General features: G+C 71.1%; 21 protein-coding genes and 1 pseudogene. 6 read left to right on the top strand and 16 right to left on the bottom strand.

The genetic code is table 11. From position 1 onward, the window contains the following. Positions 1-28: 28 nt before the first annotated feature. From AB0B68_RS16645 to AB0B68_RS16635, 3 genes are read left to right on the top strand one after another with little or no spacing between them, the layout of a single operon-like run. The gene (locus AB0B68_RS16645) at positions 29-991 is read left to right on the top strand and encodes a hypothetical protein (protein ID WP_357260784.1); all 963 of its coding nucleotides are present in this window, start codon (positions 29-31) and stop codon (positions 989-991) included. Then, entirely contained in the window at positions 984-1,763 is a 780-nt protein-coding gene (locus tag AB0B68_RS16640) for a sulfotransferase (protein WP_357199002.1), read from the top strand. Before AB0B68_RS16645 ends, AB0B68_RS16640 begins: the two co-directional genes overlap by 8 nt. Next, a complete protein-coding gene (locus AB0B68_RS16635) occupies positions 1,760-3,241 on the top strand; it encodes a hypothetical protein (RefSeq protein WP_357199005.1) in 1,482 nt (493 codons plus the stop codon). The genes AB0B68_RS16640 and AB0B68_RS16635 overlap by 4 nt, the downstream gene beginning before the upstream one ends. 18 nt (positions 3,242-3,259) lie before the next feature. Here the strand turns inward: AB0B68_RS16635 and AB0B68_RS16630 are convergent, their stop codons facing one another. From AB0B68_RS16630 to AB0B68_RS16600, 7 genes are all read right to left on the bottom strand, one after another. Further along, a complete protein-coding gene (locus tag AB0B68_RS16630) occupies positions 3,260-4,111 on the bottom strand; it encodes a sulfotransferase (protein WP_357260781.1) in 852 nt (283 codons plus the stop codon). Further along, positions 4,108-5,697 (bottom strand): oligosaccharide flippase family protein, encoded by a 1,590-nt coding sequence (locus AB0B68_RS16625; protein WP_357260778.1) that lies wholly within the window; start codon positions 5,695-5,697, stop codon positions 4,108-4,110. Before AB0B68_RS16625 ends, AB0B68_RS16630 begins: the two co-directional genes overlap by 4 nt. A 31-nt stretch (positions 5,698-5,728) precedes the next feature. Then, entirely contained in the window at positions 5,729-6,745 is a 1,017-nt protein-coding gene (locus AB0B68_RS16620; RefSeq protein WP_357199014.1) for a Wzz/FepE/Etk N-terminal domain-containing protein, read from the bottom strand. A 24-nt stretch (positions 6,746-6,769) separates the two neighbouring features. Further along, a complete protein-coding gene (locus AB0B68_RS16615; RefSeq protein ID WP_357260775.1) occupies positions 6,770-8,227 on the bottom strand; it encodes an O-antigen ligase family protein in 1,458 nt (485 codons plus the stop codon). A 180-nt stretch (positions 8,228-8,407) separates the two neighbouring features. After that, complete coding sequence (locus AB0B68_RS16610; RefSeq protein WP_357199020.1) at positions 8,408-9,700, bottom strand: glycosyltransferase family 4 protein; 1,293 nt, start codon at positions 9,698-9,700, stop codon at positions 8,408-8,410. Between the two features lie 247 nt (positions 9,701-9,947). After that, positions 9,948-12,224 (bottom strand): catalase/peroxidase HPI, encoded by a 2,277-nt coding sequence (katG, locus tag AB0B68_RS16605; protein ID WP_357199023.1) that lies wholly within the window; start codon positions 12,222-12,224, stop codon positions 9,948-9,950. Further along, positions 12,221-12,676: a Fur family transcriptional regulator gene (locus AB0B68_RS16600; protein ID WP_354969622.1), complete on the bottom strand. Its 456-nt coding sequence runs from the start codon at positions 12,674-12,676 to the stop codon at positions 12,221-12,223. Before AB0B68_RS16600 ends, katG begins: the two co-directional genes overlap by 4 nt. 197 nt (positions 12,677-12,873) lie before the next feature. Between AB0B68_RS16600 and AB0B68_RS16595 the strand changes: the two genes are divergently transcribed. The 3 genes and pseudogenes from AB0B68_RS16595 to AB0B68_RS16585 all read left to right on the top strand — a co-directional run bounded on the left by AB0B68_RS16595 (position 12,874) and on the right by AB0B68_RS16585 (position 15,880). Beyond that, the gene (locus AB0B68_RS16595) at positions 12,874-13,281 is read left to right on the top strand and encodes a YciI family protein (protein ID WP_355008594.1); all 408 of its coding nucleotides are present in this window, start codon (positions 12,874-12,876) and stop codon (positions 13,279-13,281) included. A gap of 8 nt (positions 13,282-13,289) precedes the next feature. After that, positions 13,290-14,435 (top strand): annotated as a pseudogene (locus AB0B68_RS16590) (DUF6596 domain-containing protein). A 419-nt stretch (positions 14,436-14,854) separates the two neighbouring features. Next, complete coding sequence (locus AB0B68_RS16585; RefSeq protein WP_357199027.1) at positions 14,855-15,880, top strand: glycoside hydrolase family 11 protein; 1,026 nt, start codon at positions 14,855-14,857, stop codon at positions 15,878-15,880. Positions 15,881-15,945: 65 nt separating this feature from the next. On the opposite strand, the gene AB0B68_RS16580 is transcribed toward AB0B68_RS16585, so the two are convergent. From AB0B68_RS16580 to AB0B68_RS16540, 9 genes are all read right to left on the bottom strand, one after another. After that, positions 15,946-17,370 carry a protein kinase gene (locus AB0B68_RS16580; RefSeq protein ID WP_357199030.1) on the bottom strand — a complete coding sequence of 475 codons (1,425 nt, stop codon included), beginning with the start codon at positions 17,368-17,370 and terminating at the stop codon, positions 15,946-15,948. Between the two features lie 120 nt (positions 17,371-17,490). After that, on the bottom strand, positions 17,491-18,384 hold the full coding sequence (locus AB0B68_RS16575) for an SGNH/GDSL hydrolase family protein (RefSeq protein WP_357199033.1): 894 nt from the start codon (positions 18,382-18,384) through the stop codon (positions 17,491-17,493). A 123-nt stretch (positions 18,385-18,507) separates the two neighbouring features. Then, positions 18,508-19,182, bottom strand: coding sequence for a hypothetical protein (locus tag AB0B68_RS16570; RefSeq protein ID WP_357199036.1), 675 nt, complete (start codon positions 19,180-19,182; stop codon positions 18,508-18,510). 77 nt (positions 19,183-19,259) lie between these two features. Then, the gene (locus tag AB0B68_RS16565) at positions 19,260-19,874 is read right to left on the bottom strand and encodes a dihydrofolate reductase family protein (RefSeq protein ID WP_357199038.1); all 615 of its coding nucleotides are present in this window, start codon (positions 19,872-19,874) and stop codon (positions 19,260-19,262) included. A gap of 257 nt (positions 19,875-20,131) precedes the next feature. Then, entirely contained in the window at positions 20,132-21,532 is a 1,401-nt protein-coding gene (locus AB0B68_RS16560) for a non-reducing end alpha-L-arabinofuranosidase family hydrolase (protein ID WP_357260772.1), read from the bottom strand. Positions 21,533-21,716: 184 nt separating this feature from the next. Next, positions 21,717-22,802: a hypothetical protein gene (locus AB0B68_RS16555; protein ID WP_357204109.1), complete on the bottom strand. Its 1,086-nt coding sequence runs from the start codon at positions 22,800-22,802 to the stop codon at positions 21,717-21,719. Positions 22,803-22,849: 47 nt separating this feature from the next. Continuing rightward, complete coding sequence (locus AB0B68_RS16550; RefSeq protein WP_357204107.1) at positions 22,850-23,302, bottom strand: OsmC family protein; 453 nt, start codon at positions 23,300-23,302, stop codon at positions 22,850-22,852. Between the two features lie 25 nt (positions 23,303-23,327). Continuing rightward, on the bottom strand, positions 23,328-25,067 hold the full coding sequence (locus AB0B68_RS16545) for a multicopper oxidase family protein (RefSeq protein ID WP_357260769.1): 1,740 nt from the start codon (positions 25,065-25,067) through the stop codon (positions 23,328-23,330). After that, the gene (locus AB0B68_RS16540) at positions 25,064-25,516 is read right to left on the bottom strand and encodes a DUF6220 domain-containing protein (protein WP_357204103.1); all 453 of its coding nucleotides are present in this window, start codon (positions 25,514-25,516) and stop codon (positions 25,064-25,066) included. Before AB0B68_RS16540 ends, AB0B68_RS16545 begins: the two co-directional genes overlap by 4 nt. Positions 25,517-25,520 lie beyond the last annotated feature (4 nt).

Here is a 25,520-nt window from a genome sequence, read left to right as displayed (position 1 = left end):
CCGGGGCCGGTGTCCGACGAGGAGGACCGTGGCAGCCGACGACGAGGTCTCCGCGCTCGCGTACACCGCGCGCCGGGTCCGGCGGCACCTGCGCTGGGCTCGTACCGAGGGGATCGGACGGCTGATCGAGGAGGACCGCCTCAACCCGGTCGGCCGGATCGGCACCGCACTGGCGAAGCGACGCTGGCGGCGGCGGGCCGGCCGGACGCCCGGCTCGGCGATGCCGGTCTACCTGGTCGGTCTGCAACGCTCCGGCACGAACATGCTGGTCCGGGGCCTGGACGCCGCCGGAGAGGTCGAGGTCCGCAACGAGAACGACGGCACTCTCTTCCACCGCTTCCAACTGCGCCCCGACCCGGTGCTGACCGCCACCCTCCAGCGCAGCCGGCACGCGTACGTCCTGGTCAAGCCGCTCTGTGAGAGCCACCGCGTGGACGAGTTGCTGGCCCTGCCGGGGCTGACCCCCGGGCGGGCGCTCTGGGTCTACCGCGACGTCGACGACCGGGCCCGCTCCGAAGTCGCCAAGTTCGGTGACGCCAACCTGCGGGCCCTGCGGGCGATCGCCGACGGCAGCATCGGCCGCCGGTGGCAGGGGCAACGCCTCGACGCCGACACCGTCGAGCTGATCCGGGCCCACGACCCGCAGGGTTTGGATCCGCACAGCGGCGCCGCGCTGTTCTGGTACGTCCGCAACTCGTTGTTCTTCCAGCTCGGCCTGGACCAGCGGGCCGATGTGCTGCTCTGCCGCTACGACAGCCTGGTCGCGGAGCCCGCCGCGCAGCTCCGGCGGCTCTGCGCCTTCCTCGACTTCACCTACCATCCCCGGCTGCACGCGCACATCGCCCCACGCGCGTCGCACGGCCCGACGAACCACCGACGGCTACCGATCGACAGGCGCGTCCGGGCCCTTTGCGACGAGCTGACCGACCGGCTCGATCGCGCCGCGGCCGACGCCCGATCCGAGACGACGAAGGCGGTCGACAGTGGCTGAGACCGGAACCCGTACCGCACCGATCTTCCTGGTCGGCTGCCAGCGGTCGGGCACCACGATGGTGCGTCTCGTCCTGGACTCGCACTCGCGGATCAGTTGCGGCCCGGAGACCCGGTTCCTGCCGGACCTGCGACGGATCGTCGGCCGGGACTGGGAGCGACTGGCCCGCTTCGGCTTTCCGCGCGAGGACTGGTTGCGCCGGATCCGGGACTTCTTCGGCGGCGTGCACGCCGACTACGCCGCCACGCGGGGCAAGGCCCGGTGGGCCGACAAGACCCCGCTGTACGCCATGTCGCTCGACTTCGTCACCGAGGTCTTCCCGGACGCCCAGATCGTGCACCTCATCCGGGACGGACGCGACGTGGTGGTCTCGCACCGCAAACGGTTCGGCTACTGGTCCGCTGTGAAGTGCGTGGTGAAGTGGCCGCGCTACATCCGCACCGCGCGGGCCGTCGGCGCCACCCTGCCGGCGGACCGCTACTACGAGCTGCGGTACGAGGAGGCGGTCAGCGAGCCGGAGAAGACGATGCGCGGCCTCTTCGAATTCCTCGGCGAGCCCTGGGAGGACGGCATCCTCGACTACGACAGCAAGCAGCACGACGTGGCGCAGAAATACACCACCGAGGCGGAGCGCCGACGGGCGGCGGTGGGCGACGCCGCACCCATCTACGGCTCCCGGGTGGGCAGCTACCGCCGCGAACTCGACCCGTTCCTGCGCCTGCTGGTCTGGGTCTTCTCCGGTCCGACCCTGCGCGCGCTGGGCTACCGGTGACCCGCCCCGGCCGGCTGCGCGCGGCCGCGACCGCCGTCGCCGTCACGCTCCTGCTCACCGCCGGCTGCACCGCCGGCGACGACGATCCGCCACCGGCCGCCACCCCCTCCGCGAAGGTGACACCCGGAGCCGCCCCGCCGGCGCGCGTCGGCGACCCGGTGAGCAACCCGTTCGGCGCGCACTGGGACTGGTCGCGGTACCAGCAGTTCGAGCCGTACCTGCGCCGGCTCGCCGGTTCGGCGACGTACGAGGAGATCTCCTGGTGCGAGATCGAACGGACCTCGGGGCAGGTCGACTGGGCTGGGCTGGACGAGATCGCCTCGCGCAGCCGGGACCTGGGCGTCACGCTGCACCTGAAGATCCGCACCGGCGTGTGCTGGGCGACCGGTGGCAAGGCCCGCTACACCCGGGGCGCGGCGAACAAGACCGAGTCGGCGATGCCCACCGACCTCGGCGCGTACCAGCGGTTCGTCCGCTCGGTGGTGCAGCGCTACGGCCCGTACGGGGTGCGGGAGTACGCCATCGAGAACGAGGTCAACGCGCCGAGCTACTGGGCCGGCAGCCCCGAGGAGTACGCGCGGCTGGTCCGGGCCGCCGCCGAGACGATCCGCGCGACCGACCCGAAGGCGCTGGTGGTCGACTCCGGCATCAGCAGCGTCGCGTACGGCATGGGTGTCGCCGACCGGCTGGTGCGCGCCGGCCGGATGCCCGAGGCCGTCGCCGCCTACCAGGCGTACTTCCAACGTCGGGTCGGCACCCGGGGGCAGCAGATCCCGGCGGTGAACGGGGAGGCGCAACTACGCCGGGCGCTGGGCACCGAGACCAACAGCCGCAGCCTGCGCTTCCTGGCGGTGACCGAGTCGCTGCTGACCGACCGCACCGTCGACGTCCGCCAGGTGCACTTCTACGAGCACTTCAGCGGGGTGGCCCCGCTGCTGGACTACCTGCGCGCCACCACACCACCGGGCACGCCGATCCAGGCGTGGGAGGTCGGGCAGTTCTGGCGCGACGGCGACGGCGACCCGGCCAGCCGGGCGGCGGAGATGGTCAAGACGGTCACCCTGCTGGTCGCCGGCGGGATCGGTGAGATCAGCTGGCTGCCGTTGGCGTACAACCCGAACAACGCCGCCGGTAGCGAGGTCCGCTACGGCCTGCTCGACCCGGACGGGGCCGAACGGGACGCCGGCCGGATGCTGGCCGCCCTGGCCGACGCGGCGCGGGACGCCACAGTCACCCCGCTGCCCACCCCGGTGGCCGGCAGGCTGCACGGGGTCGCGTTCGTCCGGGGCGGGTCGAGCACGCTGGTGCTCTGGTCGGCGTCGAACGCGCCGGTGACCGTGCCGGCGACACCGGGCGGACGGACCGGGGCGGTGGGTTCCCCGCTGGGCGCGGCCGGCGGCGGCACCACAGTGACCGACGTCCCCGTCCTGCTCCGCGCCGACCAGCCGGTGGACCGGATCCTCGCCGCCGTCCGCTAGGACGGAGACCGCCGCGCCCTAGCCGGGCCAGGGGTCGGGCCAGCCCAACAGCGCGGCCAGGCGCGCGTTGTGCGGCGCGAAGTGCTCACCCAGGCGCTCTCGCAGCTCCGGCGTGAGCTCGGAGACTCCCGGGTCGACGCGACGGGTGTGCCGGGTGAACGCCTCGGGGGTGAAGGCCGGCAGGCCGAGGAAGCGCAGCATGTCGGCGTACGTGCCGGCCGGGTCGGCGTGCAGGTCCTCGGTTCGGGCGACGTGGATCCGCTCCCGCGGGACCTGCGCGAACCAGCGGTCCAACTGCTCGGCGTAGCGACCCCGGGCGGCATACGAATAGTTACGCAATGCCCGGTGCGCGGCGGCGCTGTCCGGGCCACCGCGCGTTGCCCGGGCCAGCCGCTCCTCCTCCGCGCCGAGGGCGTCGGCGAAGGACAGCGGCTCGACGCCGTAGGAGCGGGTGTGCAGGTAGTGCGAGTAGGCGCGCTGCACCGGATCGCGCAGCAGGACGACGAAGCGCGCCTGCGGCAGAGTCGCCGCGACCCGGGCCGGCACGCTCGGATGGAACAGGTAGTAGGGGCTCGCCTCGAACGTGCGCTCGCCCGGGGCGAGACGAGGGAAGTGCCCCCGGTACCACAGCGCGCCCCGACCGTGGTGGATGCTGAAGTACTGCAACTCCTTGCCGCTGGCCACCCGGACCAGCGGATGCGCGGCAAGGTGGTGGTACAGCGACGTGGTGCCGCAGCGCTGGCCACCGATCACCAGGAAATCGGGCAACGGACCGGGCTCTCCCGGCTTCGCCGCGCGCCCCCACGCCCGCGCCGCGCGTACCCCCCGACGCAGCCGGTCGGTGACCTGACGCCGCACGACGCCGGTCACGAGCGGACCACGGGGCGGGCGGCACCCACACCGGCACTGTCGGTGGGGTCGGCGGGGTCGGCCGGGGCGCGTCGAGGGCCTCGGCCGGTCACCGAGCGCAACACCATGACGTCCTCCCGACTGAGCCCGAGGGCGAGCACCACGGCGAGGTACACCGCCACGATCGCGGCCAGGCCGACCACGAGCTGCACGGTCCCGCCCCCGAGCAGCCACCGCACACCGAACCCGGCACCCATCGCGACCAGCGCGGCGACCAGGCCCTTGACCATGCCCGCCGTCACCGGCACGGTGTGCACCTGCGCGCGCACCTGCCAGACCCGTGCGACGTTCACAGCTGCCAACGACACCGCCCAGGCCACCGCCGCGCCGAGAATGCCGTACGCCGGGATGAGCCAGAGGTTGAGCACGACGTTGAGCAGCAGGGCCGCGAGGTTGTCCACCATGTTGACCGAGACCCGGCCGGACATGTTCAGCAGCGTCCCGCAGGGCCCGGTGGCGGCGTTCACCAGTTGGCCGAGCGCCAGCACGACTGTCACCGCCGCACCGCCGGCCAGACCCGGCCCGCCGACCACGCGCAGCAAGTGCTCCGGAAAGACCAGCAACGCCACGAAGGCCGGCAGCGACAGCCGGAGCACCCAACCGGTGGCGACCCGGTAGATCCGGCGTACCTCGTCCAGTCGACCCTGGTGGTAGAGGTGCGCCAGGTGCGGACCGAACGAGGCGTTCACCGGTGCCAGCACGAACACCGCGATAGTGACCAGCCGGGTCGCCACGTGGTAGACGCCGATCGCGTCGGGACCGTAGTCGAAGAAGCCGAGCAGCAGCGCGTCCACCCAGATCAGCCCGGTGGACGACAGCGAGGAGACCCAGCTGACGGTGGAGAACCGGAACAGCTCACCCGGCCGGTACGCGGGCCGGGCGGCGGGCACCCGACGCACCATCCGGGCGAGCGCCACGAGGGCGAGCCCGGCCGCGCTCCAGCTCGCCGCCACCAGCGCCCAGAACGCGCCGGTCAGGCCGGCCCCGAGGGCGAGCGCCAGAGCGGTGAGCACCAGCCGGGCGGCCGGCTCGTAGACCTGGCCGATGAGCGCATACGCCCGTTGCGTGCGCCACCCCCGGGTGGCCGCGAGGGCGGCCTCGCAGACGGTGGCGGCGGGCAGGCAGAGCGCCGCCAACCGCAGCCCGGTGGTGAGCTGCGAGTCGTGCAGGGCGTCGGCGAGCCACGGCGCGCCGACCACCAGACCGAGGGCGATCACTGTGGACGCCACGGCCGAGATGCCGATCCCGAGCCGGATCGCGCCCCGCAGGGCGGCCGGCTCGTCGTCGGCGAGGTGCACCGCCACGAACCGGGTCAACCCGGCCCGGAAGCCGGAGAGCGAGAGCAGCCCCAGCAGCGACAGCACGGCGTAGACCTGGGCGTACCGGCCGAGTTCGCGTACACCCAGCACCCGGGCCAGCAACAACATGACCAGGAAGAGCGCCACCTGGCTGAGCACGGCGCTGCCCAGGTTCAGCACACCGCCGCGGGCCATGCCGCGTACCTGCTGGTCGCCGGTCTCCGGCGCGGCCGACGACCGGCCGGTCACCTCGCGCACCCGCCGGGCCGTTCTCCGACGGTCACGACCGTGCCGCGGTCACGGTCTCCGCCGGCGCCGAGGGGGCCGCTGTGGTCGCCGCCGCCGGAGCCACCGGCCGGGCGGCGGCACGACCCCGGGAGAGCAGTTCGAGTACGCCCACCAGCAGCACCCCGAGCAGCAGACCCGCACCGCCCACCGGCAGGGCGGTGCGCACCAGCTCGGTCATCCGGCTCACCTCGTGCGCCTCGCCGATGCTGGTCACCTGCTTGGGATCGGCGGCCTGGGCCTGCGCCCGCGCCGCCTGCAACCCCTCCCGCGCCTGGGACAGGGCATTGGTCGCCGCGTCCCGCTGGGCGATCAGGGCCTGGTAGTCGGGGAGCTTCGGCCCCAGCTCGTCGAGCTTCTTCTGGGCGGCGGTGATCGCGGCGGTCGCCGCGTCGACACCTCTACCGTTGCCGACCGCCTGCATGGAGAGCTGCTGCTGGCGCAGGCTGGTCAGCTCGCCCAACGTGGCCTGGTAGATCCGGTCCGGCTGGGAGACCTTGTTCGTCTTCTCCCACTCACCGATCGCCTTGGTCGCCGCGGTGACGTCGGCGTTGGCCGCCTCGACCTCACCGGTGGCGATGCCGACCTGGGAGGAGAAGAGGAAGGCCAGCGCCCGGGTGGTGGTCGCGGTCAGCACCGGCGCGACAGTCGCCCGGTCGCCGGCGGTGTAGGTCACCTCCAACTGGCTGCTCGCGCCGACCTGGGTGATGGCGAGCCCGTCGCGCAACCGCTCCGGCGGCACCCCGGTGTCGGCGGCCACGTCGGCGAGGACGCGGGGCGAGGTGACCGCCGCGCCGAACGCCGCGACGAACTGGTTCGCCGCCTGCGTACCGGTGTACTGCGTCCCGGCCACGCCGCCCACCAGGGCCGGCGCCGCCACGTACGCGGTCCCGCTGAACTGCTGTGGCGCTGCCAGGACGATGGCGGCTGCGGCGCCGGTGGCGAGCACCGGCACCCCCACGAGTACCCAGAGGCGCCGCCGGGCGACCCGCAGGTAGTCGACGATCTCCACTTTTTCCCCAATGCTGTCGTTCAGTCAAACCGGGACGGACGTGCCTCGTGGCTGCTCGCCGGTCAGGTTCGGAGCCGGTTGGCGGGCGATCACGCTGGCCGCCGCGGCGAACGCGACGAAGTACCAGAGAGTGACCACGTTGGAAATGACGTTGGAGGCGGCGCTGACCGCCACGAACGCGGCGGCGCAGCCGGTGAACCCGACCGCGACGCCGCGCTCGAAGCTGCCCGGAGGCGCGCGCCGCAGCGCGGTCCGGGCGGTGTGCACAAGGGCGAACAGCATCAGCAGGTACGCCCCGAGACCGAGCAGCCCGGTCTCCACGTACGCCCGCAGGAAGTCGTTGTGCGGCTTCTTCGCCTCGTCGGTCTCCCGCTGGGTCATGTTCGGCCCGATGCCGGTCACCGGGTTCCGGTCGGCGAGTGTGACGATCTCGGTCCAGTAGCCGATCCGCCAGGCCAGGGTGTTTCCGGTCGGGTCTCCGCCGACAGCGCGGGACGTGCCGAGTTGGGCGAAGCGTTCGCCGACGGCGGGCACCAGTGCCACCCCGGCGACCGCCACCACGCAGAGGGTGACCAGCATCCGCTTGCTGCGATGCAGTGCGGCGACCACCACCAGGCCGATCGCCGCACCGAGCAGGGCGCTGCGGGTGTTGGTGAGCAGCAGGAACAGCAGCGAGAACGCGAGCAGCACCCCGAGGGACGCCCGCAGGCGACGATCGAGGAAGCGGTACACCGCGAACCCGAAGATCACCATGAACATCAGGTAGCGGCCGAACGTGGTCGACTGGCTGAACGTGCCGCTGATGCGGGTGAAGTCGCCCTTCACCTCGGCCGGCGGGTTGCCGAGCAGCGACAGCACGACTGTGTAGCCCAGTGCCAGCACCAGCGAGGCGTAGCAGGCGAGCAGGACCCGACGGATCGCCGCGGTGTCCGGCATGAGCTGTTCCAGCACCACGAACATCACCACCACGGTGAGGATCCGCAGCGCCTCCAGCAGGCTGTTCGCCGGCCGGCTGGCACCGAGGGCGCTGACCAGGCTGCTGGCACCGACGAGCAGCATGGCCCAGCTGAGCGGGGAGCCGCGTAGCCGCCCGTGCCGGCTGAGCTGCGCGGCCAGCCAGAGCCCGGCGGCGAGGAGGAACAGCACGGCGAGCAGGGTGGAGGGGTCCACCGCCCGGGCCGTCCCGCCGGATTCGGCCTGGCCGGCGCTCGGGCCGGTCAGCTTGAACAGGTCGACGCAGGAGCGCACCGCGAGCATCAGCAGCACGTACCCGGCGAACCGCGTCAGCGCGAGGACTGCCACCGCGATCCCCACGACCGCCGCGAGCGGCAGCACCATCCCCCTGCGGTCACCGGCCGCCATGGAGACACCCGCGACCACCGCCACGACCGCGGCGGCCAGCGCCGCCGCGCCGGTGAGCAGGCGGGTCGGGTCGAGCCGCCTGGTCATGAGCGGAGTGACCTGCTGAGTGTGTTGTTCCACTGATCCCACTGAACTGAATCGACGCTGCTCGGCCGCTGCCGGGCGCGGCCAACCGATGTCCTCCCGGCACAAGATCGGTTCAATCTAGTCCTGTCACCTCGACGGCAGAAGGGGCCATTGCACCGACTGCCCCGTCCCCCGGGGGGCTGATCCGACACTGCCCCGGCTGACACCGCCCGGTCAGTCGACGGTCCCCGTGGGTCGTGCCCTGGCCCGCCGGCCCGGCTCCGGGGCCAGCCTTAGATAGAGCTGCTCCAACTCGCGGGCGGCAGTATCCCAGCTGTACCTGCTGGTGATCTGCTCGCCCAGCGCCACCGCGCCGGCCCGTTCAGCCGGCAGGTTGGTGAGCAGCGACGTCAACACCCGGACCAGGTCGTCCTCGTCGCCGTCGCGGAACAACCGCCCGCCGGCGGTGTCGGCCTTGAGCACCTCGACGTGCGGCGCGATGTCGCTGGCGACCACCGGCAGCCCGTACGCGGCCGCCTCCAGCAACGTCAACGGCAGTCCCTCCAACCGGGACGGTTGAACGAAGCCGGCAGCTCCGGCGTACAGCTCGGCGAGCAGGTCGTCGTAGGCGAACCCGGTGAAGACGATCCGGTCGTCCGCCCCGGCTTCCCGGCGCAGCCGGTCCACGAAGTCGTCGGTGAACGACGACCCGCCGACGATCGCCAGGCGCATCGGGGTCTCGGTCCGGCGGAAGGCCCGGATCAGCAGGTCGGCCGCCTTTTCCGGCACCAGCCGACCGACCAGCAGCAGGTAGCCGCCGGGGGTCAGCCCGAACCGGTCCTGGATCTGACGGGTACGCGCCGGTCGGGCCGGGTTCACGCCGTTCGGGATGTAGGTCGTCGGGCGGCCGAACCGGGCGCCGTAGTGGGCGGCGAGCCCCTGGGAGACCGCTACCCGCTGGTGCGGGACGTACCCGCTGAACCAGTGGGCGCTGCCCAGCACGGCCCGCGCGGCGAGCCCCCACTTGCCCCGCTGGTTGTCCAGCCCGTGCACCGTCAACACCACGCGCGCCCGGGACAGGGCACGCGGAAGTGGGGCGACCAGGGCCGGCCCGAGCCCGTGGTAGTGCACGATGTCGGGCCGCGCGGCCATCGCCGCCATGGTCGAGGTCGCCGCGTGCACGATGGCGTCGAGGTGCTTGCTCGCTATCGTGTGGGTCTGGCGCAGCCGTACGCCCCGGTAGCCGTCTGCGGGCGTCTCGCCGTAGCTCCGGCGGCAGTAGACGGTGACCTCGTGGCCGTAGCTGGCGAGCCGGCTGGCCATCTCCTCCACGTGCCGTTCGATCCCGCCGTAGGTCGCCGGTATCCCCTTCTGACCGATCATCGCGATCCGCAGCGGACGCCAGGCGACTGCTGTGTCGGCGACGCCCGCTCGGGACCGCCCGGCGGAGACCACCCGTTGCCGGGGTATCGCAGGGCTTTCGGCGTGCTGGTCCACGTCCTCGGCCTGCAGGTCGGGATGGGCCACGTTGACTCCCTGCGTGACTAGGTCCGCGCCCGCCGCCCGGGGCAGGGTCAACACCTTGCCATGGATGGGCCCGTCCGCCACCTGATCAATGAGACAGGAAAATCATCCATGGGATTCGCCGCAAAGGGAATGGCACCGGGGGTGACATCGAGGTGACCGGCGCTGGTACCGCGTCGAACGGCACGCGAACAGGGACGAGCCCCGGTCGATCACGTGCGGATCGGCCGGGGCTCGTCGGTGGTACCTGTCAGGCGAGATCGAACCGGTCGAGCTCCATGACCTTGGTCCAGGCGGCCACGAAGTCGGCGACGAACTTGTCGCGGGCGTCCTGGCTGGCGTAGACCTCGGCGAGGGCGCGCAGCTGCGAGTTGGACCCGAAGATGAGGTCGACCGCGGTGGCGGTCCACTTCACCTCATCGGTGGCCAGGTCGCGGATCTCGTACACGTGCTCGTCGGACTTCGACGCGCTCCACCGGGTGCCCGGGGAGAGCAGGTTGGCGAAGAAGTCGTTGGTGAGCACGCCCGGCCGGTCGGTCAGCACACCGTGCTGGCTGCCGCCGACGTTGGCGCCGAGGGAGCGCAGACCGCCGATGAGGACGGTCATCTCGGGCGCGGTCAGGTTGAGCATGTAGGCCCGGTCGATGAGCAGCACCTCCGGCTGGGTCTTCTCGCCGGGACGCAGGTAGTTGCGGAACCCGTCGGCGCGCGGCTCCATGACCCGGAACGACTCGGTGTCGGTCTGCTCCTGGGTCGCGTCGGTGCGGCCCGCCCGGAACGGAACGGTCACCTCGACGCCGGCGTCCCGCGCAGCCTTCTCGACGGCTGCCGAACCGGCCAGCACGATCAGGTCGGCGATGGAGATCTTCGCGCCGCCGGCCTCGTTGAACTCCCGCTGGATGCCCTCGAGGGTGGTCAGGACGGTCGCGAGCTGCTCCGGCTGGTTGACCTCCCAGTTGCGCTGCGGCTCGAGACGGATCCGCGCGCCGTTGGCGCCACCGCGCTTGTCGGTGTGCCGGAAGCTCGCGGCGGACGCCCAGGCGGTGGAGACCAGCTGGTCGATCGTGAGACCCGACTCCAGGACCTTCGCCTTGAGTGCGGCGATGTCGGCGTCGCCCACCAGCTCGTGGTCGACGGCCGGCACCGGGTCCTGCCAGAGCTGCGGCTCTGCCACCCACGGCCCGAGGAAACGCTCGATCGGGCCCATGTCGCGGTGCAGCAGCTTGTACCACGCCTTGGCGAAGGCCAGCGCGAACTGGTCGGGGTTCTCCAGGAAGCGGCGGGAGATCTTCTCGTACGCCGGGTCGACGCGCAGCGACAGGTCCGTCGTGAGCATCGTCGGCCGGTGCTTCTTCGCCGGGTCGAAGGGGTCCGGGATGATCGCCTCGGCGTCCTTGGCGACCCACTGCTTCGCACCGCCGGGGCTGGTGGTGAGCTCCCACTCGTAGCCGAAGAGGATCTCGAAGAAGCGGTTGCTCCACTGCGTCGGCACGTCGGTCCACGTCACCTCGAGACCACTGGTGATCGTGTCGGCGCCCTTGCCGCTGCCGTGGGTGCTCAGCCAACCCAGGCCCTGCGCCTCCAGCGGCGCGCCCTCGGGCTCCGGACCCACGTGGTTGTCGGCGACGCCGGCACCGTGGGTCTTACCGAAGGTGTGACCACCGGCGATGAGGGCGACGGTCTCCTCGTCGTTCATCGCCATCCGGCCGAAGGTCTCGCGGATGAAGTGCGCCGCCGCAAGCGGGTCCGCGTTACCGCGGGGGCCCTCCGGGTTGACGTAGATGAGACCCATCTCGGTCGAGCCGACGCCAGCCGCCATCTCCTTCTCGGAGGCGTAGCGCTCGTCTCCCAGCCAGGTGTCCTCGGGGCCCCAGAAGATCTCCTCGGGCTCCCAGACGTCCTCGCGACCGAAACCGAAGCCGAAGGTCTTGAAGCCCATCGACTCCAGGGCGACGTTGCCGGCGAGCACGATCAGGTCGGCCCAGGAGATCTTCTGGCCGTACTTCTGCTTGACCGGCCAGAGCAGCCGGCGGGCCTTGTCCAGGTTGGCGTTGTCCGGCCAACTGTTGAGCGGAGCGAAACGCTGACCACCGTCGCCGGCGCCACCGCGACCGTCCTCGATGCGGTACGTGCCGGCGGAGTGCCAGCTCATCCGGATCATCAGGCCGCCGTAGTGGCCGAAGTCGGCCGGCCACCAGTCCTGCGAGGTGGTGAGCACCTCGACGATGTCGCGCTTGAGGGCCTCGACGTCGAGCTTGGCGAACTCCCTGGCGTAGCTGAAGTTCTCGCCCAGCGGGTTGCCCTTGTTCGAGTGGGCGTGCAGCACCGAGAGGTCGAGCTGGTTGGGCCACCAGTCCCGGTTGGTGCGCGGACGACCACCGGTCTTCGGGGTCGGCGAGTCGATCGCCGGGTTCTCACTCTCGCTGCCGTGCGCGGTCACCGAGTCGTGCGCGACCGGGCAGCCGGCCGCTGCCTTCTGGTCCACGCCCTGCGCACTGACGGGGCCGTTGTCCTGGGTGTCGCTCATGTACTTCCTTCCGAGCTTGCGGATCTCTGGGGCGTGCGTTCGGTCGCGCAGTCGGGACAGGTGCCCCAATAGACGACCTCCGCCTCGTCGACCACGAAACCGTGGTCGCCTGAGGCGGTGAGACAGGGAGCGTGGCCGACGGCACAGTCGACGTCGGCGATGGCGCCGCAGGAGCGGCACACGACATGGTGGTGATTGTCCGAGATCCGGGACTCGTATCGGGCGGTCGCCCCGGCCGGCTGGATGCGCCGCACCAGCCCGGCGTCGGTGAGCACCCGCAGCACGTCGTACACCGCCTGGTGGGAGACCGTCGGGTGGTCCGCGCGGACCAGCGCGATCACCGCGTCGGTGCCGACGTGCGGGTGGTCACGCAGCGCCGCGAGCACCGCCAACCGGGGCCGGGTCACGCGCAACGAGACAGCCCGTAGCTGCGCCTCGAAGTCGGACATCACCCGACGAACACTAGCTCACTATTTTGGAACGAATCAAGTTTTGCGCCGCCCGAGGTGCCTCAACGGCGGACGATTCACCCGAGGTTAACCTGCGGGAGGAAGAAATTCGGACAGCCGTGTCGAGAAGCGCCGAGCGGCTCCGTCCCCGGAGTGAACGTGACCACGATGGGTCGCAGCCAACACCAAGGAGCACCACGATGGCCAAGTACCTGCTGCTCAAGCACTACCGGGGCGGCCCGGCCGGGGTGAACGACGTGCCGATGGACCAGTGGACCCCGGCGGAGATCTCGGCCCACATGCAGTACATGCGCGACTTCGCGGCCCGACTCGAGGGAACCGGCGAGTTCGTCGACGGTCAGGCACTCGCCCCGGAGGGAGCGTGGGTCCGGTACGACGGCGAGGGCCGCCCGCCGGTCACCGACGGCCCGTTCGCCGAGACCAAGGATCTCATCGCCGGCTGGATGGTGATCGACGTCGACAGCTACGACCGGGCTGTCGAGCTGGCCGGGGAGTTGTCGGCCGCGCCCGGGGCGGGCGGGAAGCCGATCCACGAGTGGCTGGAGCTGCGCCCGTTCCTGAGCGAGCCCCCCACCATCACGGAGTGACGACTCCGATGGACGAGACGCTGCTGCGCAACCTCACGCCGAGCGTCCTCGGGATCCTCGTCCGCCGCGGAATCGACTTCGCGGCGGCCGAGGACGCCGTGCAGGACGCCCTGGTCGAAGCGGTCCGGGTCTGGCCGGCCGACCCGCCGCGCGACCCGAAGGGGTGGCTGACCACCGTGGCGTGGCGACGGTTCCTCGACGCGGCCCGAGCCGACTCCGCTCGCCGCCGGCGCGAGGATCTCGTCGAGGAGGAGCCGGAGCCGGGGCCCACCCCCACCGCAGACGACACGCTCCAGCTCTACTTCCTGTGCGCCCACCCGTCGCTCACGCCGTCGTCCGCTGTCGCGCTCACGCTGCGCGCTGTCGGCGGACTGACCACCCGGCAGATCGCCCACGCCTACCTGGTGCCCGAGGCGACCATGGCGCAACGCATCAGCAGGGCCAAGCGCACCATCTCCGGGCTGCGGTTCGACCGGCCCGGTGACGTCGCCACCGTCCTGCGCGTCCTCTACCTGGTCTTCAACGAGGGCTACTCCGGTCACGTGGACCTCGCCGCCGAGGCCATCCGGCTCACCCGGCAGCTCGCGAACGCGATCAACCACCCCGAGGTGGCGGGGCTGCTCGCCCTCATGCTGTTGCACCACGCCCGGCGCGCCGCCCGGACCGCCCCCGACGGCAGCCTGGTACCGCTCGCCGAGCAGGACCGCAGCCGTTGGGACACCCGGTCGATCGCCGAGGGCGTCGCGATTCTCCAGGCGGCCCTGGCCCGCGACCAACTGGGTGAGTTCCAGGCCCAGGCGGCCATCGCGGCGCTGCACGCGGACGCGCCCACCGCCGCGGAGACCGACTGGGTGTAGATCGTGCAGTGGTACGACGAACTGGTGCGCCTGACCGGGAACCCGGTCGTCAGACTCAACCGCGCGGTGGCGGTCGGTGAGGCCGACGGTCCCAGGGCCGGCCTGACGGCGCTCGCGGCGGTGGACGACGCGCTGCCCCGGTACACGGCGGTGGCGGCGTACCTGAACGAGCGTGACGGCGACCTGGCAACGGCGGCGCGGCTGTACGCCGAGGCTGCCCAGCAGGCCCCCAACCTCGCCGAACGCGACCATCTGACCCGCCAGGCCGCCCGGCTCAACGACCTACGTCGTCGCTGACCCCTCGGGCAACGCGTGTCGTTGGCCAAGGCCGGGGCACCCGGTCCGGAAAGTCTCCGGAACTTTCGGCGGACCCATCCCGGCCGATGTTCGGCTGTTGGGACGCCGCGACGACCGCCCTGACCTCTGATCCACTACTGACCTGGATGGATGCCGCTCCGGGACTGGCGGCGGTGTTGCTGCTCTGTTTCCGGAAGTTGTTGACAAGTCGACGGCCGGGTTAATACGGTCGCCATCGACGGCGTTCGATTGTCGTCAGCACCAGCCACCACGCCCCACTTCTCCGATCGTCGTGCAGGACGACCGGCCCCACCACCACCGAGCGGTACGACGCCGTGGCCGTCACCCGACCACCGGCAGCCTGCCGAGGCGTACCGCGCCGCTGGCCCCCGCCAGCCGTCAGAGGAGGCAACAGTTCCATGACCGACACCAGCCACACCAAACCGAGAGGCCGCGCCCGTATGCGGCTGCTCCTGGGCGCCGCGTGCGCCGCCGTCGTGGCCGTCGCCGGCACGATGACGGCCACCAACGCGTACGCCGAGGCCGACCGGACCCTCACGTCGAACCTCACCGGCACGCACAACGGGTACTACTTCTCGTTCTGGAAGGACAGCGGCAACGCCAGCATGACGCTGCGCGCCGATGGCCGATACACCAGCAGTTGGGACAGGAGCACCAACAACTGGGTCGGCGGCAAGGGTTGGGCCACCGGCACCCGGCGGACGGTCACCTACTCGGGCAGCTACAACCCGGGCAACAACAACACCTACCTCGCCCTGTACGGATGGACGCGCAACCCGCTCATCGAGTACTACGTGGTAGAGAACTTCGGCAGCTACAACCCCAGCAGCGGCGCCACCCGGATGGGCACTGTCACCACTGACGGCGGCACCTACGACATCCTCCGCAGCCAGCGGGTCAACGCCCCGTCGATCGACGGCAACCAGACGTTCTACCAGTTCTGGAGCGTCCGCCAGCAGAAGCGCTCGAGTGGCACCATCACCACCGCCAACCACTTCGACGCCTGGGCCCGGGCCGGCCTGAACCTCGGCACCAATCACAGCTACCAGGTCATGGCCACCGAGGGTTACCAGAGCCAGGGAAGCTCCGACATCACCGTGCGGGAGGGCAGCGGCGGGAACCCGACGACCACTCCGCCCACCACCGGCAACCCGGGGAACGGCAACTGCAACGCGACGATCTCCGCCGGCCAGCAGTGGGGTGACCGGTTCAACCTCAACGTCGCCGTCAGCGGCACCAACAACTGGGTGGTCAGCCTCGGCCTCGGTGGCGGCCAGAGCATCCAGAACAGTTGGAACGCCTCCGTCAGCGGCAGCAGCGGCACCGTCACCGCGAGGCCGAACGGCAACGGCAACAACTTCGGGATCACGGTCATGGCCAACGGCAACTGGAACTGGCCGACGATCACCTGCAGCACCGGCTGACCCGATCGACTCCTGACCCACACTGCTGGCGTGGCGGCCTCGGCCGTCACGCCAGCAGTGTGTCACTAGACCTCCGGCGCCGCGTTCTCGTCCGCGGCCGGCGCCCCCGGGGACGGCTTCTTCGTCGGCTCCGTGGCCGGCTCCTCCTCGCTCTCCTCGGACGCTGTCGCGGTCGGTGCCGCCGTCGTCCCACCCGTCGGGGCTGCCGTCGGCTCCGCTGGCGGGCTCTCGGACGAGGTGGGCTCGGGCGCGCCCCCGGTGCTCTCGCCGGAGGGCGTTGGCTGGCCGACCGGCCCGGCACCCGCCGAAACGCCTGCCGTCGGGGTCGGGGAGCCAGGCGCGCGGACCGGCAGACCCCCGGAACCGCGGGTAGCCGGCTCTCCGCCGCCCACGCCCAGGTCGGGCTCGCGCTGCGAAGGGCCCGTCGGCGACACCGCTGGCGGCGTCGACGGCCCGTCGGTCGGGCCCGTCATCATCCCGATGGGATCGGCGAACACCAGAACGGCTGCTGCGGCGGCCATCGATCCGAGAACCACAGCGAGCACCTTGGGCCCAGGGCCGCCCGAGCGCTTCGCCGCACCGCCGACGACCGACCGCTGAATTTCGGTGCGTTCGACCGCCGCCCCGACCGGCGCTCCGACAGCCGTCCGCAGCTGATCGGACGGATCCGCGAGCCCCTGGGCCGCCGCGGCCATTGTCGCCGCCGTCGGGAAGCGACGGGTGGGGTCCTTGGCCATCGCGGTGGCGACCAACCGCTGGACCGCCTCCGGAACGTCCTCGGGCAGTGGCGACGGCTCCTCTTCGAGATGACGCAACACCACCGCTATCGCGTTCTCGCCCTCGTGCGGGGGCCTGCCGGCAAGACAGTGGTAGACGACCGCTCCCAGCGCGTAGATGTCGATCGCCGACGTCGTCTCGCTCCTGGTGACCTGCTCGGGCGCCATGTAGAGGGCGGTGCCGACGACCTGGTTCGTCCCGGTTAGGCTCGCCGCCTCCTGGGTCACCGCGACGCCGAAGTCGACGAGTACGACGTGCCCGTCCGGCTCGATGATCAGGTTGCTGGGCTTGACGTCCCGGTGCACGACGCCGGCGTCGTGCGCGGCCTGGAGCGCGCGGGCGGTCTGCGCGGCGATCGACATCGTCTCGGCCACACCCAGCCGGCCCATCTCGGCGATCCGCTCCGACAGGGGCTGCCCCTGCACGCACTCCATGACGATGTACGCGAGCACCGGCGCGTCGGGCTGGGACACCTCACCGTAGTCGTAGACCTGCGCGACACCCGGGTGACGCAGGGCCGCCATCGCCCGGGCCTCGCGACGGAACCGTTCGCCGAAGCCGGGATCGGTGACCAGCCGAGGTCGCAGCATCTTGATCGCGACGCGGCGGTCCAGGGTTTCGTCGACCGCCCGCCAGACATCGCCCATTCCACCGCTGGCGATGCTCTCGAGCAGACGGTAACGGTCCCCGACGACTTCCCCCACGATCGGCATGACATCGTCGGTACCCCGGACTGCCCGATCCCAAGCACCGCGACGTCGGCCGAGCCCGGTGTCCCCACGAAGCGGCCCCGCCGCTTCCGACGGGGCCGCTTCGATCGTTCGGGAGCCTGATCAGCTGTTCAGCCTGGCGATCAGGGCGGTGGCCATGCCCTGCTCACCTCGGGCGTTGGGGTGGAACGGCGCGGCCGAGTTCTGCGGCACCAGACCCTCGACCCACCGGGTGCCGCTGCTCTTGCACGCGTCACGGCCGATCGACGGGGTGTAGACGTCGGCGTAGGTGGCGCCGTTGGCGCTCGCGACGCTGGCCAGCATCGCGTTGAGCGACTTCTCCACGCCACGCAGGTACGGCACGTCCTGGTAGGCGATCGGAACGACCGGCCAGCAGCCGTAACCGCTGTCGGGCAAAATCGCCGGATAGCCGAGCACCACGACCCGCGCGCCCGGCGCGGCCTGCCGGACCGCCTGGAGCACGGCGGTGATCTTCGGTGTGGCGGCGACGATCCGCGCCTGCAACTGGTCGACGCCTCCGGCGGTGTACCGGTTCTTGCACGGAGATCCGAGAGGGCTGCTGACGCTCGCCTCCGCGCAGTCGCCGATGATGCCGGCGAAGCCGATGTCGTTGCCGCCGATCTGCACCGTCACCAGCGAGGTGTTCGAGGTGACCGCATTGAGCTGCGGTGGCGTCGTGATGCCCAGTTGGCCGCTACCGCCGTAGAGGATGTCGTCAGTGGTGGCGCCGGAGCAGCTCACGTCGGCGAACGACGACGAACCGGCGGACGCCGCCACCAGCGACGGGTAGTTGCGGTTGGACCGTAGGCAGTTGAGGTCGACCTGGGTGGGGATCAGCGGGCCTGCGGTGTACGAGTCGCCCAGCGCTACGTAGCGGCCGGTGGGCACGGCGGCGCTGGCGGGGGTGGCGACGGTGAGCAGCACGCCGGCGGTGGCGAGGGCGAGTGCGGCCAACCGGGTGGCTGCCCGCAGGAGGGGCAGGCGGGGACGGGTCATGGCGCCTCCCAGGAGGGAATCAGGGGTGGTGGTGCCCGAGATCCTGTCGCCGCCGAGGCCGCGCGTCAATATCGATGGGCCTCACTAAACATCTGCCCGAAGTGTGGGATGGAACGATGGCGGTCAATTCAGTGGCGCATACCACCGGGCACCGGTGACCTTGATCCGCCGGGACTGCTTGCGGTTCCACTCCACCTGCATGCCGTGCTTGCGCAGCACCGGGAACGCGACCTCGTCCAGCAGTCGTTCCAGGTCGGCCTGGTAGCTGGCCTGCTGCTCGGCCTCCGACAGGCCCGCGTAGGCGGCCTCGTCGAAGTCGGCCGGCGGATAGACGCCGTAGCCGAGGTAGACCTCGCCGTCCTCGCTCGCGAGCAGGGACTCGGTGTCCTGCTGGTGGTACCAGAGAAAGCCGCGCCAGTGCCGTGAGTCGTCCCGCTCGTCGTCGATCTCGGCGCTCGCGCAGGTGCCACAACAGCTGAAGTTCTCCCGGGCCAACACCCCCAGCCCGTTGAGCTCGACGAAGGCACGGGTGAGGTTGCCACGCACCTCACCCCACTCGCGCTGCTGCTCCCGCCGAACCGCCAACGCCGTCTCGTGTGCCGCCCTGAGCTCATCGTCAGTCGCGCCGCAGCGCTCGTCGTCGTCGTCGAAGAAGTCGACGAACTCGTCCGCGTCGCTCTCACCACGCACCACCCAGGCCCACAGCTCGTCCTCGATGGCGGTGCGGCCCGGCTCGGGGATCCGATCGCTGAGGAACCTGACGCTGGCAGGGCGATCGTTGTACGTCCACTGAGTCACGCCGAGATCTTCACATGGGCCTGTGACGGCCTCGGTCGGAGAACGGCCGGCGCGGCGGCCGTCCCCGCAAGCGCGCCCTAGTTTCCGGCTGGCACCTGGTCCGTGACCTCGTCGTAGCCGACCGGCGTCGGCGCCGGGCCCGGCGCGTAGATCACGCGAAGGACACCCGTCGGGAACGCTTCCGTTGCCAGCAGTCGCAGGTGGTACGCCGCGTCACCCTCGTCGAACAGCCTGCGGCCCTTGCGCGCGGCCACCGGATGCACCAGCAGACGCAGCTCGTCGACCAGGCCGGCGGCGAGCAGTTGCTGCACGACGGAGATCGACCCGGGGATGAGAACCCCGCGCACCCCGGCGTCGGCCTTGAGCGCGGTGACGGCGTCGAGGAGATCCCCGTCGATCAGCTCGGAGTTGCGCCAGGAGAACTCCAGCGGCTGACGCGAGGCGACGACCTTGCGCATGTCGCCGAGTTGCTTGGCGAACGGTGCGTCCTCGCCACCGGCGGCCTCACGGTCCGGCCAGGCCCCGGCGAAGCTGTCGTACGTCTCGCGGCCGATGAGCAGCACGTTGGCGGCGTCGTAGTCCTCGGTGACGGCGCGGCCCATGTTCTCGTCGAAGTACGGGAAGTGCCAGTCAGGGTCGATCTCGGCCACACCATCGGCCGAGATGAACAGCGTGGAGATGACCTTTGCCATCGCGGAGGTCCCTTCGAGTCGGGTGACGTCGGTAGGTCGACCGGCGCATCGTCCCAAACTCGTCAGCCACAGCCCGCCCCGCTGGCGCGTGTCGTGTCCCGTCTTTGTCAGCCCGACGTCTTGGGAACGATCCAATGCCAGGTTTCCGGAGACGCGGGGACGCCAGAGGATCAATCGCGCCCGGCGTGGTGCGGGGCGGGCTCGCTGTGACGCCGAGCCCGCCCCGTTCCAGGTCGGTCGAGCGCGATCGAAGCGGGTCAGCGCTGCAGGGTCAGCAGACCCGGCCGGTACGGCAGCAGGCCGTAGTCGCCGCCGGAGCTGGGGGAACGACCCTGGTAGAGCAGTTGCAGGTTGCAGGCGTTGACGGTCATCGTCTGGTCGGCGTTGGTGCGCAGCAGCTCACCGTGGCTGATGTCGTTGGTCCAGGTGGCACCGCTGTTGGCCTTGCCGGCGAACGGGTTGCTCTCGCTGGTGGCCTGCGGCGTCCACGACCCACCCAGGCTGGTGGCCGTGAACGAGCGGAAGTAGCGACCCTGCGAACCGATCGCCTCGACGATCATGAGGTACTTGTTCAGACCCTGGAGCTTGTAGACCTGAACGGCCTCGAACAGGTTGTTCGTGGTGTCGCTCATGATGGTCGTGTAGTTCGAGCCGAAGCTGCCGGGGAAGTTCCCGATCGGCATGCTGGCCCGGTAGATCTTGCCGTTGTCACCGGCGAAGAACAGGTACATGTTCGTGCCGTCACCGATGACCGCCTGGTCGATCGGGCCGGTGCCGGAGCCGGTGATGCTGCCGCTGAACAGCGTCTGCGCCGCCGACCAACCGTTCGGGTTGGTCGGGTCGGTCGAGGTGCGGTACGAGAACGCCGGCCCACCCCACTGGTAGGCGAGCACCCAGATGTTGCGCGGCGCGAAGTAGAACAACGACGGCGCGACGGTCGCGTTGTTCATCGCGTTCTGGCTCGCCGAGCCCATCTGCGAGTAGTTCGAGAACAGACCGAAGTTCATCGAACCCCACCTGGTCCCGGTGTCGTGGGTGGTGGCGTAGACGAGCTGCTGGCCGTTGTACGGGGCGACGGTGAAGTCCTTCAGCGACACCCACCCGGACCTCGGCTGCGCCAGCGCGCCGGTCGACGACCACCGGTACGTCGACGGAAGGTCACAGGTCTGGGTGGGCGGCGGCGTGGTCGGCGGCGGGTCGGTCGGCGGCGGAGTCGTCGGGGGCGGAGTAGTCGGCGTCGTGCCACCGGTGCAGGTGACACCGTTCAGGGCGAAGCTCGTCGGGGCGGGGTTGCTGCCCGTCCAGGACCCGTTGAACCCGAACGACACAGTGCCGTTGGCCGGGATCGCACCGTTGTAACTCACGTTCTTCGCGGTCACCGCCGACCCGCTCTGCGTCAGCGACGTGTTCCAGGCCTGCGTCACCGTCTGCCCGGCACCGTACGACCAGGTCAGCGTCCAGCTGTTCAGCGGGTCACCCAGGTTCGTGATCGCCACGTTGGCGCCGAAGCCGCCCTGCCACTGCGACGACACGGCGTAGTTCACCGAACAACCCTCAGCCGCAGCACCGGCCGGCAGCGCCGCGACAACTGTCGACGACAGCAGTAAGCCGACGCCGGCCGCAACCAGACCGGCATTGGTGGCTCTGGATCTGACCATGTAGCACCCTCCTCGCGGGACGGCGGCCCATGCATTGGTGGTGGTCATTGCGTGGTGACCGGTTGTGAACGTTAACAGGCCGCGTCAGGTATGCTACGGGAGCGCTCCCATACCCTCAACAGCATCTATATTTCGTTCTCGCCGATGGGGGTTGCCGATGCTGCCGGCCGGGCGGTGACCTTCCTCAGACGACGGTGAGGGTCACGACACCGAACTGGTTGCTCCGCTGTACGTAGTGCGGCAGATAGAGCTTCCACGTCACGGTCAGCTCGCGCCCGGCGCGCATCGAGGCCGGCACCTCGGCGACCATTTCGAACACGGCAGTGCCGCCAGCGGGGATCTGCGGTAGGGCGCGGCAGTTCAGCCGGTAGAGCTGGGCCGAATTCACCGCGTCGTTCGTCGCGTCGCCGAGAGAGAACCGTTCCATCAGGTAGGCCGGGCAAGGGTCCAACGCGAGGGGGCCGCCGGTCGGGTTGCCCAGCGTCACCCGGAAGGTGAGCCGCGACCCGGCGACGGCGGTCGTCGGCCCCTGCACAGCGACGGTGAGCTTCTCGAGCGGCGAGGACGGGGGCTTCGACACCGCCACCGGCTCGGTGAACCCGCTCGCGGACAGCGTCCCGCGTGCGCGGGGGTTGACCCCCTCCCCCTGTGGACAGCCCGGACGCTCGTCGGCGGTGACCGGTGCGCGCAGCCTGCCACCGTCGTGCGGCAGCTCGATCGCGAGCTCCAACGACCCCTTCACCGGCTGGCAGAACGGTCCGGACCAGTCCAGACGCAGGCTGGCGTTGCCGCCGGCCGGCACGACGACCACCCGGGTGCGGCCCTCCTCGTCGATGCCGTGGGTGTAGAGCATCGGGATCTCGCGACCGGCGGCGCGCATGGTCGTGGGCACCTCGCCCTGCAGGGTGCACTCGACAGTCGACGAGTTCCGCACGTCCACTTCGCCGATGAGCTTGCCGATGGCGGCGTCGAAGCCCCGAGGCGTCTCACCGCCGTTGCTGGGCCGCGTCCAGGTGGTGAGCCGACCGGTCAGCTGCTCCGCCCGGCACGGTTCGCTGCCGGTGGCCGGCGTTCTCGGCGCGGCAGGGCGACCGTTGAAGTCCTCGTCGGTGATCTTCAGGTCGGCCCAGGGCACGCTACCGTCGGCGAGCAACTCGGTGGGCACCGGCAGCGCGACCGTCGGGTCCGAGCGACCCGGCTGGGCGTTCGGGTCGGCACACGCCACCCCCACGGTGAGGACGATCAGCAGTGGCACCAGTAGTCGACGCATCCCGCCACCCTCACACGAACGAGCCCTACGGGCCTGAGTAGCAGTGCTCAGCGCCGATCAGTCTCCGATGGCCCCGGGCCCTCGGCGATCGCGACCGGAGTGCCGAGCTCGACGGTACGGGAGACCGTGCACAACCGATCGTGCGACTGCTGCAACGACCGGGGCAGCGCCGCACGGGCCGCGTCGCCCTCCGCGCCCTCCGGGAACCTCACCGTGAACTCGACCCGCAGGTTGCGCATCCGGTTTCCGCCGGCCTCGTCCCGGATCTTGTCACCGGTCACGGCGACGGCGAACTCGGTCGGCTCGGCACGGCGACTGGTGATGTGGTCCACGTCCACGGCGGCGCAACCGCCGATGGCGGTCAGCAGCAACTCCACCGGCGTGAAACTGCCGTCCTCGCCAGTGCCCAGCGACACCGACCCACCACGGGAGTTCCGCACGACGTAGTTGCCCAGGCTGGTGCGCTCGATCGCCACCGAACGGAAGGTGTCCTCAGTCATGACAGAAAACTACAGGCCTCGGCGATCACGAGTACGTGAGATGCAGCGTCATCCCGGCATCGGCGTGCGCCAGGTTGTGGCAGTGGTTGGCCCACATCCCCGGGTTGTCGGCCCGGAACGCCACCTCCCACACCTCGCCCGGACGGACGTCGAACGAGTCCAGCCACAGCGGGCTTCCGGTCGCCGGTCGACCATCGCGGGCCAGCACCAGGACGTGGTGGCCGTGCAGGTGCCACGGATGCACGGTCTGCGACCGGCTGACGATCGTGAACCGTACGACGTCACCCAGACGTACGACCTGCGGTGAGATGTCCGGATCGGCCGCGCCGTTGACGGTGTGGGCGTACCGCGGTAGCAGTCCGCGCAGGTCGAGGCCGCGATCGAGGACGAGGGTGAACGTCTTGTCGAACCGGGACCACTGCACCGGGGCGGTCGCGCCGTAGCCGAGCGGATCCAGCACCGGCCAGGCGCCGGTCGCCGTCGACACCGGGCCGGTCGAGTAGACGGTCCGTCCGTCGACGACCAGTGCCACCGGGGTCGCCGGCGCGTCGAAGACCAGGTCGTAGCGGCCCCCGGCCGGGATCAGCACGGCGGTGTCCGCCAGCGGCGTCGGGCCGCGCAGGTCGACGCCGTCGACCGCGGCCACCCGGAACGCGGTCCCGGCCAGGGCGTACCGGTGCGTCGTGCTGTCGGTGTTGATCAGCCGCAACCGCACCGGCACGCCGGCCTCGACCTTCTCCACTTTCGCCGCGGGCAACGGACGGCCCGCCAGGGTGTGCACCGGCACTGTGACGTCGAGGCCGGTCACCGGGCCCGGTCGCACCACCAGCACCCCGTAGAGACCCATCCGCACGCCGACATCGGAGGCCGAGTGCGTGTGGTACCAGTACGTTCCGGCCTGGTCGGCGCGGAACCGGTAGACGAACTCCTGCCCGGGCCGCACCGCCGCCTGGGTCACACCGGGTACCCCGTCCTGATCGTTGGGCACGTCGTACCCGTGCCAGTGCACTGTGACGCCGCGCTCGATGTTCCGGTTGCGCAGCGTCACCTCCAGGACGTCGCCGACGGTGGCGGTCAACTCCGGTCCGGGGACCTGCCCGTTGAAGGCCCACGCCGCGACGTTCCGTCCGGCCGCGTCCACGGTGGCGGTTGCGGCGGTCAGTGTGAACCGCCGGGTGGGTTCGTCGGCGATGCGGGCCGCCGGAGAGGCATGTTCATGCGGTACGGCGGGCGCGGCGCCCGGGGTGACGGTCAGCCCGGTTCCGGTCAGCAGGGCCGCGACCGCCACCACGAGGGCCGTCCGGGACACCGTCCGGGACGGGCGCGCACCGAGCGCACGCGCCGAGATCACCGTGGCCGCCACTACCCCGGCGACCGCCAGCAGCCCCGCCCCGGCCGACGCCGGATAGCCGTGCAGGACCGTCACGAGCAGGGCGCTGCTCGTGGCGTACCCGGCGAAGAGGAGCGGGACCGCGACGGCCCGGATGTCGCCCGGGGCCCGCAGCAACCGCGGACCGGCGACGCCCACCGCCGCGAGCGACAGCGGGGCCGCGATGAGGACCTTCTCCGCCGCGAACCACCAGCCGGCCCGGGCGAGGGCGGTGATCGTGAGCGCGCGGGCGAGCGTGGCGAGCAGCGCGACGGCCGCCAGTCCCAGTGCGAGCGGGCGACGACGGGCGGCGGACGCGGCGCCAGCCCCCAGCCAGGCGGCGACCGCGAGGACCGCGATCACGAGGTCGGCCACGAGCAGCGACCCGGTGGTCACGCCGGTTCTCCTTCCCGGGTGACCAGCCGAGCCGTGCCGGCGGGGACCGGGACGGCGAGCTGTCGCGCCGCCCGATGGACGCCGACCACGACGTGCACCGCGATGATCCCGTTGAGCGCGTGCAACCCACCGATGGTCAGGCCGAGCGGGGTGCTGACACCCGACGCGTCGGTGGACGCCTCCGCCAACATGGCGATGAGTGGCTGGAGGGCGACGAGGCCGATCGGGAGGACCGCCAGTCCGATGATCTTTCCGGGTGCCTTCGCCAGCGCGGCGAACAGGGCGGTGAGCAGCGTGAGAAGCGGGATCACCGCCATGCCGTTGACGCTGTGCAGCGCGTACGCGTCGTCGCCGGCGGGTCTGGTGAACCCACCCACGGCGGCGAGGACGAACTGCACGGCGAACGCGACGAGCAGCAGTGCGCTGATGATGACGAGAGCCTTGCGCATGGGT

Source organism: Micromonospora sp. NPDC049049, assembly GCF_040649115.1.
GTDB lineage: Bacteria > Actinomycetota > Actinomycetes > Mycobacteriales > Micromonosporaceae > Micromonospora.
Note: the sequence above shows the minus strand (reverse complement) of the source record. Positions and strands in the feature narration are given on the sequence as shown.